The following is a 13,134-nucleotide window of genomic DNA, read 5'->3' as shown; positions in this document are numbered from 1 at the left end:
TTATGCGAGCCATTAGCTCAGTTGGTAGAGCACCTGACTTTTAATCAGGGTGTCGAAGGTTCGAGTCCTTCATGGCTCACCATTTATTTACTCCGGTAAGGCGCAAGCTGAATCGGACGACATACTCAATGTGCGGTCGTGGTGGAACGGCAGACACGCTATCTTGAGGGGGTAGTGCCCATCGGGTGTGAGGGTTCAAATCCCTCCGACCGCACCATACCTCAAAAATCCGGGAAGCCTTGCTTAGCAGGGCTTCTTTTTGTTTTATAACAATAGGTGTGAAAATGTGATATAGAGCTGAAAAAGCTTCGTAACGCAGCTAGGATTCGATATGACATCATTCAAGGTCTAATGAATCTATTTGATAAAGTAATGGACGAGGAAATAAAGCAAGTAGCGTTGAAATTGATTGATACAGAAGAAGATCTCAAATATAGAAAGGTGTATACGACTGTATGGAGAAAGGTATAAAAGAATACGAAGTGGATATCAGAAAATAGTCTTTTCAAATAAGTCGGGCACCTTTGGCATCAAACCCCTGTTTGAATGGGCCAATTCCTCATGCTATGATTCATAATAGACTAATTAAAGATGATGTCTGTAAGTGACGGAGGATCCCATGCAGAGCATAACCGACTCAACCACAGAGAATGGCATATCCATCGGTATAATCGGTCCGGATGTATTAGTGAAACGGATTCTGAGGGTCCTGAAGTCTTTCCCTTCTTTCCGACCGATTTCAAAGGTGTACGGGATAGAAGATGAGGCTCCCGGATTAGCCGAGGAAATCGCGGGTGACGTAGAAGCGATTCTCGTATCCGGACCTTTGCCATACCACAGAATCAGGGAAGAAACGAGTCTGAAAGTGGCATTGCATCATGTGCCATTAACGGATACCAGCTTTTACCGGGCGTTGTTCCGAATAAAGAACGCGCTCGGACCGGAGAGAACCTTGCGTGTTTCTATCGATACATTGGGGATTCAAATGGCAGCCAAATCCTTAAATGAAATCAATGAATCCCGCATCGAAGCGACTCATTTCAACGGATCGTCTTATCCCTCCTGTGAAGAGTTAATTACATTCCATCAACGCCAATATGAGTCTGGGGCTTCCGATGCGGCGATGACTGCCGAAGGATCGGTTGCTCAAGCGCTGTCTGAACTGGGAATTCCTAACGAATGGATTATACCGACCGATCAGAATATTACCGTTGCCTTGGAGAGAGCCCTATTGTCGACGGAAACCCGGCAGAGCAAAGAAGCGCAAATCGTTGTCGGCCTACTGAACATTGATCAATTCGAGAAGCGAATTCATACCCATTCTTCGGAGCATGAGGTTCAGAAATTCAAGCTGGAAATTCACCGGATGCTGCTTGATTACGTAGAGTCGCTAGACGGTTACTTAACTCATCTAGGCGGGGACGAATATTTGTTTTTTACAACGCGCGGAATATTCGAAAGGGAGACCGGGGGGTACAAATCGATCCCGCTCGGCAGACATGCCTACCAGAAATTCGGCCTTTCCCTCAGCATCGGAATCGGATTTGGCCGGTCTGCCAATGAAGCGGGAACTCACGCAAGAGTTGCTCTTCGCAAATCGAAAGAAGCGGGCGGAGATACATGTTTTATCGTCCGGGAGGACAAGACGTTGATCGGACCGCTTGCGATGGCGGATCCGCTGGAGTATGCCTTGTCCTTGACTGACGCGGGATTAATCAAGAAGGCGGAGGATGCCGGAATGACCTCTGTTTATTTGAGCAAATTGCTGGCCCATGTAGCCCGAAACGGAAGGACGGACTATATGGTGCACGAGCTGGCTGCCATATTGGATATTACCGTGAGGAGCACACATCGATTAGTATTGCAATGGATTGATCACGACTTGGTCCGGATCGCGGGAGTGGAGAAGGTTCCCAAAGGCAGGCCGCGGCAAATTTTTCGTCTCTCATTTCTGGAGGACAAGGTCGGGGGTTAAACCGGGTGGGGAATCTAATTAGGGTTTCCTCCGTTCATTTATAGACGACTTAAAGATTTGTCTTTTAATGTGGAGGGAACTATGATGAAGTTATCCTCAACATTGAAGGGAGATCTTCTACAGTGAGAACGATTGAAGAACTAGAGGCCAAGCTGGCCGAGCCCTCGGAAACTCTTATTAAAGATATGAAGGAAATCGACGGGGATATTCTCCTGCTAGGAGTCGGCGGGAAGATGGGCCCAAGCTTGGCCAGACTGCTGATGAATGCGATTAAACTAGCGCGTATCGACAAAAAGGTAATCGGGGTGTCCCGGTTTACGGAGCAAGGATTGCAAGAGAAATTAGTGGCAGAAGGCGTCGAGACGATTGCCTGCGATTTGTTCGACGACGAGAAGCTGCAAGGCTTGCCAGATGTCAAAAATGTGATCTATATGGCCGGCAACAAATTCGGCACCACCGGTAACGAATCTTTTACTTGGGCGATGAACACTTACCTTCCTGGCAGAGTTGCCGAGAAGTATCGGAATTCCCGAATTGTAGTGTTTTCCTCCGGCAACGTGTATCCATTCACGCCGGTAGGTTACGGAGGCGCGAGCGAATCGGTGTCGCCGTCGCCGATCGGAGAATATGGCCAATCGTGTCTGGGCAGAGAACGCATTTTCGAGCACTTTTCTAAGAAATATAACATTCCAATAGTCATTTATAGACTAAACTACGCGATCGAAATGCGTTACGGGGTTCTTCTGGAAATCGCCAAATCGGTCAAGGCCGGGAAACCGATCAATCTAACGATGGGTCATGCGAATGTCATCTGGCAGGGGGATGCCAACGAAATTGCGATCCGTTCTTTGCTCGCATGCGAATCGCCGGCCAACTTCCTGAACGTCACAGGACCGGAGACGATGTCGATTCGCTGGGCTGCAGAAGAGTTCGGCAAACGGTTCGAGACTGAGCCTGCGTTCGAAGGGATTGAAGCCGAGAACGCGCTGCTGAACAACGCGTCGAAATGCCATCAGCGCTTCTGTTATCCCCGCGTGACTCTTCTGCAAATGATCGACTGGGTGGCCGAATGGGTGGAGGCCGGCGGCTCGACTTTGAACAAACCCACTCATTTCCAAGAGAGAAAGGGGAAGTTCTAACCGTGAGCCATACGAAAGAGTTGTTATCCGATCAGATGCGCGCGCTTCATGAAGGGCTTGTAATCCCGGCTCATCCGCTCGCGTTGGACGAGAGTCGCCGGTTGGACGAAGCGCACCAGAGAGCGTTAACTCGCTACTATATGGCTTCGGGAGCGGGAGGGGTCGCCGTGGGCGTCCATTCGACGCAATTCGAAATCCGCGATCCGAAGCACGGTATATATGAGAAGGTACTGCGTCTGGCCACCGAAGAGGTTGAAAGCGGGAAGCTTCAGCGCCCGTTCATCCGGGTTGCCGGGATTTGCGGGCCTACGGAGCAAGCTTTAAACGAAGCTGAAATATCAGCGGGACATGGTTATGAAGCCGGTCTGCTCAGCATGGGCGGACTACAGGGATGGTCGGAATCGGATATCTTGAAGCGGACAGAGAAAGTGGCGGAGATCATTCCGGTCATCGGCTTTTATTTGCAGCCTTCCGTAGGCGGTAAAGTGTTCAGCTTCGACTTCTGGCGGGCATTCGCCGATATTCCGGGCGTCGTCGCGATCAAGATGGCGCCGTTTAACCGCTACCAGACGATAGATGTGGCGCGTGCCGTTTGTTATTCCGACCGTAGAGATCAAATTGCTCTATATACGGGCAATGACGATAATATCGTGAACGATTTACTAACGGTTTACCGATTCCGGGTTCAAGAGAAAATCATTGAGAAAAGGATTGTTGGGGGACTGCTCGGACATTGGGCCGTGTGGACGAATAGAGCGGTGGAGCTGCTGGAAGAAATAAAACGGGTTCGATTACAGGATAACATCTCACCGCAATGGCTTTCTCTCAATATTGAAGTGACCGATTCGAATGCGGCATTCTTCGATCCTGCCCATGGATTCGCAGGCTGTATTCCGGGTATCCATGAAGTGCTTCGAAGGCAAGGCCTGCTGAAAGGAACCTGGTGCCTGAATCCGCACGAAGATCTCTCCGAAGGCCAGAAGGAAGAGATCGATCGGGTATACCGAGATTACCCGCATTTGAACGATGACGCGTTTGTACGGGAACATCTCTCTGACTGGCTTCATAGGAGGAAGTGATGGGGATATGCGCTTTAAAGACGTATTTTCAATTATCGGACCCGGCATGATCGGGCCGTCAAGTTCGCATACGGCCGGTGCCGTCCGATGAGGAAGAGTCGCGCGCGGATTGTTCGGCGGACAGCCCGAGTAGGCGGATATAGAGTTTTATGGTTCTTTGGCGGCTACCTATGGCGGACACGGAACGGATTTAGCCGTGACTGCGGGACTGCTTCAGTTCGATACGGATGACGAACGGATTTCGAACTCGCTGCATTTGGCCGAAGCGATGGGGATGAAGGTAACGTTTCAGACGGGCAGCGGGCCTGCCGTTCATCCGAACACATTAACGATTAAGCTTCGTTCGGGACGCCAACGCTGTCAGATGACCGGATGCTCGATCGGCGGAGGTAATATTGAAGTGGTGGAAGTGAACGGGTTCGATCTCAAATTTTCCGCCAATTATCCGACCCTGATCGTATACCACGTTGACCTTCCCGGCGTGCTTGCGGACGTCACGCGATTACTAAGCGATGCCGGGGTCAATATCGGTTATATGGATGTCGATCGCAAAGGCAGGCTCGGGCAAGCGGCGACCGTCATTGAGATGGACGGAGAAATTCAGGAGTACCTGCTGAAGAAGCTCAAACGGCTGTCCCCTGTGAAAAAGCTCAGCTACATCGATTCGAATGGTGGTGTTCCAATATGAGATTCCGCACCCTGAAACAATTGGCGCTGTTATGCATGAACGAAGGAAAGCCGATCTATCGCATCATGTTGGAGGACCAGGCGAAGGAATCCGGGCGGACACCCGAGCAGGAATGGGACAAAATGAAAAATTATTACGGGATCATGAAGGAAGCCGCACGCAAAGGAATCTCTTCGGATAAGACTTCCCGAAGCGGCCTGACCGGCGGAGACGCGAAACGGGTGCATGAATATTCCCGCCGACCGGATGCGTCGTTGGAGCCGTTCATGGGATTAGCGATGGCATACGCATTGGCGGTATCCGAAGTGAATGCTTCCATGGGGCGCATCGTCGCCACGCCGACCGCCGGATCTTGCGGCGTCATTCCCGGAGTGTTCGTCAGCAGCCAGGAACGGTTCGGCTGGGATGACGATCACATGGTGAACGGGCTGTTCAGTGCCGGAGCGATCGGTTATATTATCGCGAACAACTCATTTATATCCGGAGCGGAAGGCGGCTGCCAGGCTGAGATCGGCTCTGCGATCGGCATGGCCGCGGGCGCTCTTGTCGAGCTTAAGGGAGGGACTCCTGCCCAGGCGGTTCACGCGGTCGGACTGGCGTTAAAAAACACGCTCGGTTTGATCTGCGATCCGGTAGGGGGATTGGTGGAAATACCGTGTATCGTCCGCAACGGATTCGGGGCGGTGAACGCGTTGGCGGCCGCCGACATGGCACTGGCAGGCGTGAGAAGTGTCATTCCTTCGGATGAGGTCATACAAGTCATGCTCGAAGTAGGGAGCGCAATGCCGGACATTCACCGTGAAACAGCAAGAGGCGGATTGGCGCAGACGCCAACCGGCAAACAAATCATTCAGCAGCTGGCCAATGACAGGAAGAAGACTCATTCTGTACCGGAGGAGAACGATAATGACTAACAATGCCTTTCATGATCTCCTTCCTGCAGCCAAAGCGATCGAACGCGAGTTGATCGACTTACGGAGAAAGCTTCATCAGAATCCGGAGCTTAGCTTTGAGGAAACAGAAACTTCTGCAATGGCTGCCAAGCTATTGAATGATCTGGGTCTTGAAGTTCGAAGAGGTATTGGCGGGCATGGTATCGTGGCCGAGCTTACGGGAAGCAGACCGGGACCGCGGATTGCGCTCCGTGCGGATATGGATGCGCTGCCGATCCAGGAGGAAACCGGCCTTCCATATTCTTCCGGCATCCCAGGAAAGATGCATGCCTGCGGACATGATGCCCATACGGCAATCTTATACGGAGCGGCCAAGCTGTTATCGGTACGGAAGGATCAACTGGCTGGCAGCGTCCGATTCCTATTCCAGTCGGCCGAAGAAATCAATGCCGGGGCGAAGGCAATGATCGAACAGGGCGTTCTGGAAGACGTGGACGAAATATTCGGCCTTCACAATCTTCCTACGCTGCCTGCGGGGAAAGCAGCCACCCGATACGGCGCTTTGATGGGGTCGGTCGACCGATTTGAACTGACCCTCACGGGAAAAGGCGGACATGGCGCCATGCCCGATCAATGCGTCGACCCGATCGTTGCGGCTTCAGCCATCGTTATGTCGATTCAATCAGCGGTCAGCCGGGAAATCTCTCCGTTCGATCCGGTGGTCGTAACCGTAGGAAGCATTCATGGAGGAGCCTCTTATAATGTCATTCCCGAAAGGGTGGAGCTTACCGGGGCGGTTAGAACGTTCTCTCGTAATGTCCAAGAAACAATGCAGCTGCGACTGCAAAGGTTAATCAGCCAATCGGCCGAGGCTTATCGCTGCGAAGCGGAGCTTCGGTATGTACAGCAAGTGCCTGTGCTTGTTAATCACAATGATCATGTCCGGCATGTAGAGGATGCGATTGACCACATTCTAGGCTCGGACAACAGAGTTGAAGCAAAACCTGTATTAGCGGGAGAAGATTTTTCCGTCTATCTAGAGCACGTGCCTGGATGTTTTTTCTGGTTGGGATCAGGACCGGCAACCGGGGCGGAGCAAGCTTATGGGCTTCATCATCCAAAGTTTTCAGTTAACGAGAAATGTCTGTCGTTAGGAGCTGCTGTGCTGACTGCGATTTCAATTCAACGGCTGGGGTTTTGAATTAGACTGTGCGTTGATCGGTTCTATCAAAGGTTAGGGAGGAACTTACATTGTCCAAAATGAAGGTTGCCGTCATTGGATGCGGTACGATTGCGAGCGGCTCTCACATCGTAGCGTATAGGAACAATCCGAACGCCGAGATCAAGTATTTCTGCGATATTATGAAAGAGAGGGCTGATAAAGCCGTACTAGACAACGGTTGCGGAGAAGCGATTACGGATTACCGCATTGCCCTCAATGATCCAGAGATTGAAGCTGTATCCATCTGTACGCCGAATTATCTTCATTCAGTTATTTCCATCGACTGCTTGCGTGCGGGCAAGAACGTGCTTTGCGAGAAGCCGGCTGCCAGTACCTATGCCGAAGCGTTGGAGATGCAGAAGGTTCAGCATGAAACAGGTCTTGTGTTGAATATAGGCGTGGTTAATCGGTTTAATACAGGGGTTAATTTAATTAAAAAAATGATCGCGGATGGCGAGCTTGGCGAGCTATACCACGTATACGTCAGCTTCCGCTCCCAACGTTCGATTCCGGGACTGGGCGGTGCATTCACGACCAGATCTGTTTCAGGGGGAGGCGTACTGATAGATTGGGGAGTCCATTTCCTCGATATCGTAATGTTTTGTTTGGGTGACCCGTTGCCTAAGGCAGTATCCGGACAGATCTACAGTAAATTGGGTAAGGACATGCCGAATTACTCGTATCTGAACATGTGGGCCGGCCCGCCTAACTATTCTGGCACCTATGACGTGGAAGATTTCGTTACAGGTATGATCAGAACGGAGGGTCCCACAATTTCTTTAAACGGTGCGTGGGCGCAGAATATTGGTGTAGAGGAAATGTACATTGACTTTCTCGGAGACAGAGCGGGAATCCGTATGCAATATGGCAAAGACTTTAGAGTGTATGGATCGAAGGATGGGGTATTGCTTGAGACAACTCCTTCCTTCAAGTCAGTCGAGATGTTCCAGAACGAGATTGACTCATTCCTTGATTGTATTCGTACCGGCGAGAAGCTGTCTTCTCATATCGATACCGTCATTCTCTCGTCGCAAATCATCCAAGGCATCTACGATTCATCCGACTTGAATAGAGAGATAGTATTCAAAACCAGCCAAGGAGGGTGAAAAGATGAACAGAGTTGGTTTTATCGACTATTTTCTAGATGAATGGCATGCAAATCATTATCCGCTATGGATCGAACAGGCATCCGGCGGAACGATGAAGGTTACTTGCGCTTATGGCGAAATAAATGCTCCCAACGGTCGGGATAATGCCGCATGGTGCCGTGACATGGGTATCGAGCTGCTTCCTACAATTGAAGCGGTCATCGAGAGCAGCGAATATCTAATCGTGTTATCGCCTGATCATCCAGAATTTCATGAAGAGCTGGCTTTGCTTCCGTTACAGTCAGGCAAACCGACATATGTGGATAAAACCTTCGCCCGCGATCGGGAGACTGCAAGTAAAATGTTCGAATGGGCAGCGAAACATAACACGCCGCTCTATTCTTCCTCAGCTCTGCGGTTCGCACCCGAATATAAGGAAGTCCGCGGCAAGGCAATCGATACGTTATGCAGCCAAGGGCCGGGTAAATATGCCAACTATGGCGTTCATCAGATTGAGCCGATTGTATCCCTGATGGGGCCCAGAGCCAAGCGAGTGATGTCCATTGGCACAATACTGACTCCTGCCTTGCTGATAGATTTCCCGGATGGACGGCAAGCAACACTTCATCATATTCAAAACAGCCCCTTTCTTATCACCTTGCAATTCGAGGGCGGCCATTCTGCTAGAATTACGGCGGAAGCGGACTTCTTTGCAGCATTTATCGATAATCTCGAACAATTCTTCCGTACCGGTATTTCCACGGTTGATCCGGAGGAGACGATTGCGGTCATAACTTTGATTGAATATGGACTCAAGGCCATGCAAACGCCATATGAATGGATTGAATTACCGGGTAGTATATCAATTTAATCGGTATGCAGAGGCTTATGCTGCTTACCATTAATGGAGATTGGGTTGTCTGCGGAGCAAGTGGAGAATATTGAAATCTAGGTTGCTGGGCGGGTAATGAACGGTTTTTGCACTATTGCGGACCAGATATTGAAGAATAAGCAAAAAATCAGGCTGCCGTTAACGGCAGCCTGATTTGCATTTGGGGTAGGAAATTAGTTCAGTTATCCCACTTGAGGGCCTCGGCCGATACGAATTGAGCACGTTAATGAGCTTCGTCTTGCCATCCAACTCTATAAATGTTGCTCTATTCCTTGTCTTTAAGATTCTTTTCTTTCCCTTGCAGTTCGAGCAGATAATCGTCCAAGCGATCGAATCTCTCATCCCAGACGCGGCGGAAGGACTCCAGCCAAACGTCCATTTCCAAAAGCGGCTGGGGCCGCAATTTGTAAATCCGTCGGTTAGCCATCGGCTGTACATCGACGAGACCGGCATCACTAAGTACGCGGAGGTGTTTGGAGGCTTGAGGCTGTTGGAGATCAAGCCGATCGGTGATTTCCCCCACAGAGAGAGGGCCGTCACGCAAGAGTTCGACAATGTCTAAGCGGTTAGGTTCGGCAAGCGCACTAAAAGTTATCGCATTCATCTGCAATCTACTCCAAACGAATTGAATTGCAACATACTTATGGGAAACTTGATCATATAAATCTGCTCCCCTATAAAAGTAAATTTATATTAGTGAGTAAAACACTTTTTTAACACGAGTGCAAGTTAATCTCAGGGGCATGTGTCACTTAGATCAGAGTTATGTATACAATATACTCAAATTAGAATATTCCTGTCAAGGAATTAACATGCCATACTCTCATTACGGGAAGCTATACGTCAAGTTGACCTGAATATCTTGATCGTAGTTTCCGAAGCCTTTGCCGAATAGGGTGACACCGCCGCAGTTGCGGGCTGTCTCAAAGACGGAGATTCGGAAGAGGATATCCTCACCGTAATGGATGGCCAAATCCTCGAGGCGGGTATCGGATAGCCGGATTCCGTCTATATAGGTTCCATCCTTACGTATAGATAAGGTCTTCAACAAACCATACTGCGAGTGCATGTGCCATTCCGGGGTGAACACCCCCTTCACAGCGCCAAAATCCCCGGGACATGTCCAGGTACCAACTTGTATATTCCTAACATGGAAGCTGATATCCGAAGGCCAGATCTCGTTATAGCCTGGCGCCTCCGAACAGATTTCCAGGGAGATGTCGAGACTCTCGGGCTTTTGATTGCTCAATAGATAGTTAGGGATGCGATATTCGACATACCCGCTGCCAAACCAGAGATGGCGGGCTTGGACATGATCGGGATCCGAGAAGTAGCGGGGATCGTCCATCATGCCGATGATGCCGCTGTCGGATACAAGTCCACAGGTAGGCTTCACTTGGTGGCTCGTATACTGTCCCACTGGAATAGAGAACGTATAGCGGTTGGGCAGCTGCTGTTCTTCGTACTTGAAGTCCAGAGTGACGGAATCCAATGCGAGAGAACAGACCTTCTGGATTCCCCGTTTGCCGGTAATGCTCTCCGTTACGATGATCCCGGATTCCTCAAGCTTCTGGACATGCTTGGTTATCATGGCCGAGGTTAACTTCAACGCTTCCGCCAACTCTTTAATATTCATTGATTTATAGTTAAGAAGCTCGATGATTTTGACGCGTGTCTCGGATGAGAAGCATTCCAAGAATTTCATATGTTGACTGTTTACGCGGATATTCATAAGGTGTCCTCTTTTTCATGGTTTTAGTATTAGTATATTACTTAAAAGTTAACTAATCAACATTATTGTTGACTAAATGCGAGCGTGACATTACAATCAGTGATGAAGTTGTTATATATCAATTAACTAATTAACAAAAAAGTTAACTGAAGGAGTGTATTATGCAATGACAATGCTGCCAAGAGCAGAATACCCTCGCCCGCAGTTGTTCAGGGACTTATGGCTTAATCTTAACGGTGAGTGGGAGTTCGAATTTGACGATGAGCGCAAAGGTCTGGAGGAACAATGGTATAAGAATGATCCTGTTTTCTCAAGAAAAATTCAGGTTCCATTCTCCTTCGAGAGCAAATTGAGCGGAATCGGAAATCCGGAGATTCACGACGTGGTTTGGTATCGCAGGCAAGTGGAACTGCCGCACTCATTCTCGGATAAGCGTACGATCCTTCATTTTGGAGCGGTAGACTATGATGCCATGGTGTGGGTTAATGGCGAGCTGGTTGCACGTCACGAGGGCGGTCACACCCCTTTCTCCGTAGATATTACGAATGCTCTGCAGCCAGACTGCAATGTGCTTGTTGTCCGGGCGGAGGATTATGGCAAAGATGTGTTTGTTCCGAGGGGAAAGCAATTCTGGAAAGAGAAATCGGCTGCCATTTGGTATACGCGTACTACAGGGATCTGGCAAACAGTATGGATGGAAGCAGTGTCCTCTATATATGTAGAGAAGGTGAAATACGTCCCGGATATAGATCGGAATGAGATTCAAGTCCGCACTTTCTTTAACCGATTCGCAGGCGAGATGCTCAAACTTCAGATCAAGATCAGCTTTCAAGGAGAACTGGTATCAGAGGATATAGTGGTTGTTACAGGAAAGGAGAAAAGCAGGAAGATCAAGCTTAGAGGATTGAATGATCACGACATGGACCGTTTCTGGTCGCCGAACCACCCGAATTTGTATAGTGTTCAGTTTAGCTTGTGGCAAGGAGAAAAGCTGGTTGATCAAGTAGATAGTTACTTCGGTATGCGCAAGGTTTCAATCGAGGATGGCATGCTTTATTTGAACAATCGTCCGTTTTTCATGAAGCTTGTGCTGGATCAGGGCTACTTCCCGGACGGTAACTTGACTCCTCCAAGCGATGAAGCGATTAGGCAGGATGTTGAGCTGACCAAGGCCATGGGATTTAATGGGGCACGCAAGCACCAGAAAGTCGAGGATCCCCGTTATTTGTACTGGTGTGATCAGCTTGGGTTACTAGTGTGGGGCGAGATGGCGAATGCCTATGACTTCTCCGAGGAATACACTAGAAGATTCACAAAGGAATGGCAGGAGGTTATGGAGCGCGATTATAACCATCCGTGCATCGTCGTATGGGTGCCGATTAATGAAAGCTGGGGCGTGCCTAATATCCAGATCGATGAACAGCAGCAACACCATGCGTTGGCCATGTATTACCTGACCAAGTCGCTCGACCCAACTCGTCCCGTTGTATCCAACGATGGCTGGGAGATGGTAAAGACCGATCTATTTAGTATCCATGATTATGAATGGCGTCAGGAAGTGCTTTCCGAGCGCTATCGTTCAGTGGAGAAGGCAGTTGCCGAAATGCCTGGGCGCCGCAGACTGAGTGTCGGAGGTTTCAAGTATGAGGGGCAGCCGATTCTTGTGACCGAATTCGGAGGAATTGGGTACAAGATGAGTGAATGGGAAGGCTGGGGTTATTCCGGAGCCAGTGACGATGAGGACTATCTTGCCCGCTTACGGGCAGTCATTCGCCCAATGCATAATTCCGGCTTAGTCCAGGGATATTGCTATACCCAGCTGACCGACGTCGAGCAAGAGATCAATGGATTGCTGACCTATGACCGTAAACCTAAGGTGCCGTTGGATCAAATACGTAAGATAGTTGAAGAGAATCAATAAGCTCGACGTCGATTCCGTCATTCTCATGCATAGTCTTATTCCCTTATAACGATGAGGGTGAAGCGCTGGAACCGCTTTGGTCAGATATGGCTGAAGCGGGTGCTTATTTTCTAATACCGAAGGGTTCATGGCGAAGTATCATCCTGAGGTTCCTCCTCGACGGAGGAAGCTTTTTGATCTAATACTTCGACTCAAATATAAAATGGAAAAAAATGACGGTTGCAAGTGAGGTGCTGAGGCGATATGATGTAACTCCTGCTTCGAAATATAAGCGGACAAGTAACGTCGGTTGGAAAAAATTGATGGTTGTCAACAGCAAGCTGACTGCGATATGATATAACTCCTGCTTCGGATATGAAGCGGATAAGCAACGCAGTTTGGAAAAAATTGAGGGTTGTAATCAAGTCGGATACGCGATATGATGTAACTCCTGCTTCGGAAATGAAGCGGACAAGAAATAACGAATTGTTCTTTGAAAACTGAACATTGAGCGTAAGAAAATGAA

At 49.3% G+C, this 13,134-nt stretch carries 11 protein-coding genes, 2 tRNA genes and 1 pseudogene; 12 read left to right on the top strand and 2 right to left on the bottom strand.

The window, feature by feature from the left end; genetic code table 11:
- The first annotated feature begins 6 nt into the window (after window positions 1–6).
- The 10 genes and pseudogenes from ACESLK_RS16465 (at window position 7) to ACESLK_RS16420 (ending at window position 8,955) form a co-directional block, all read left to right on the top strand.
- Window positions 7–82 (top strand) — tRNA-Lys (locus ACESLK_RS16465).
- Window positions 83–132: 50 nt separating this feature from the next.
- Window positions 133–217, top strand: a tRNA-Leu gene (locus tag ACESLK_RS16460).
- A 402-nt stretch (window positions 218–619) separates the two neighbouring features.
- Window positions 620–1,975 carry a GGDEF domain-containing protein gene (locus tag ACESLK_RS16455; protein ID WP_373230683.1) on the top strand — a complete coding sequence of 452 codons (1,356 nt, stop codon included), beginning with the start codon at window positions 620–622 and terminating at the stop codon, window positions 1,973–1,975.
- A 122-nt stretch (window positions 1,976–2,097) separates the two neighbouring features.
- On the top strand, window positions 2,098–3,114 hold the full coding sequence (locus tag ACESLK_RS16450; protein WP_373230682.1) for an NAD-dependent epimerase/dehydratase family protein: 1,017 nt from the start codon (window positions 2,098–2,100) through the stop codon (window positions 3,112–3,114).
- A gap of 35 nt (window positions 3,115–3,149) precedes the next feature.
- On the top strand, window positions 3,150–4,193 hold the full coding sequence (locus tag ACESLK_RS16445; RefSeq protein ID WP_373230768.1) for a dihydrodipicolinate synthase family protein: 1,044 nt from the start codon (window positions 3,150–3,152) through the stop codon (window positions 4,191–4,193).
- Window positions 4,194–4,200: 7 nt separating this feature from the next.
- Window positions 4,201–4,881 (top strand): annotated as a pseudogene (sdaAB, locus tag ACESLK_RS16440) (L-serine ammonia-lyase, iron-sulfur-dependent subunit beta).
- Entirely contained in the window at window positions 4,878–5,795 is a 918-nt protein-coding gene (sdaAA, locus tag ACESLK_RS16435; RefSeq protein ID WP_373230681.1) for an L-serine ammonia-lyase, iron-sulfur-dependent, subunit alpha, read from the top strand. The pseudogene sdaAB and the gene sdaAA overlap by 4 nt, the downstream one beginning before the upstream one ends.
- Complete coding sequence (locus ACESLK_RS16430) at window positions 5,788–6,975, top strand: M20 metallopeptidase family protein (RefSeq protein ID WP_373230679.1); 1,188 nt, start codon at window positions 5,788–5,790, stop codon at window positions 6,973–6,975. The genes sdaAA and ACESLK_RS16430 overlap by 8 nt, the downstream gene beginning before the upstream one ends.
- Before the next feature lie 50 nt (window positions 6,976–7,025).
- Window positions 7,026–8,102 carry a Gfo/Idh/MocA family protein gene (locus ACESLK_RS16425; RefSeq protein ID WP_373230678.1) on the top strand — a complete coding sequence of 359 codons (1,077 nt, stop codon included), beginning with the start codon at window positions 7,026–7,028 and terminating at the stop codon, window positions 8,100–8,102.
- A gap of 4 nt (window positions 8,103–8,106) precedes the next feature.
- Window positions 8,107–8,955, top strand: coding sequence for a Gfo/Idh/MocA family protein (locus tag ACESLK_RS16420; RefSeq protein WP_373230677.1), 849 nt, complete (start codon window positions 8,107–8,109; stop codon window positions 8,953–8,955).
- Window positions 8,956–9,241: 286 nt separating this feature from the next.
- Here the strand turns inward: ACESLK_RS16420 and ACESLK_RS16415 are convergent, their stop codons facing one another.
- Together ACESLK_RS16415 and ACESLK_RS16410 are read right to left on the bottom strand one after the other, a co-directional pair.
- Window positions 9,242–9,580 (bottom strand): ArsR/SmtB family transcription factor, encoded by a 339-nt coding sequence (locus ACESLK_RS16415; RefSeq protein WP_373230676.1) that lies wholly within the window; start codon window positions 9,578–9,580, stop codon window positions 9,242–9,244.
- Window positions 9,581–9,802: 222 nt separating this feature from the next.
- A complete protein-coding gene (locus ACESLK_RS16410; protein WP_373230674.1) occupies window positions 9,803–10,708 on the bottom strand; it encodes an ArsR/SmtB family transcription factor in 906 nt (301 codons plus the stop codon).
- A gap of 166 nt (window positions 10,709–10,874) precedes the next feature.
- On the opposite strand from ACESLK_RS16410, the gene ACESLK_RS16405 reads away from it, so the two are divergent.
- Together ACESLK_RS16405 and ACESLK_RS16400 are read left to right on the top strand one after the other, a co-directional pair.
- On the top strand, window positions 10,875–12,629 hold the full coding sequence (locus ACESLK_RS16405) for a glycoside hydrolase family 2 protein (protein WP_373230673.1): 1,755 nt from the start codon (window positions 10,875–10,877) through the stop codon (window positions 12,627–12,629).
- A 212-nt stretch (window positions 12,630–12,841) separates the two neighbouring features.
- Window positions 12,842–12,964 carry a hypothetical protein gene (locus tag ACESLK_RS16400; protein ID WP_373230672.1) on the top strand — a complete coding sequence of 41 codons (123 nt, stop codon included), beginning with the start codon at window positions 12,842–12,844 and terminating at the stop codon, window positions 12,962–12,964.
- The last annotated feature ends 170 nt before the right edge of the window (window positions 12,965–13,134 follow it).

This window comes from Cohnella sp. (assembly GCF_041640265.1).
GTDB lineage: Bacteria > Bacillota > Bacilli > Paenibacillales > Paenibacillaceae > Cohnella.
The sequence above is the reverse complement of the archived record's forward strand: the minus strand, read 5'-3'. Positions and strand labels throughout refer to the sequence as shown.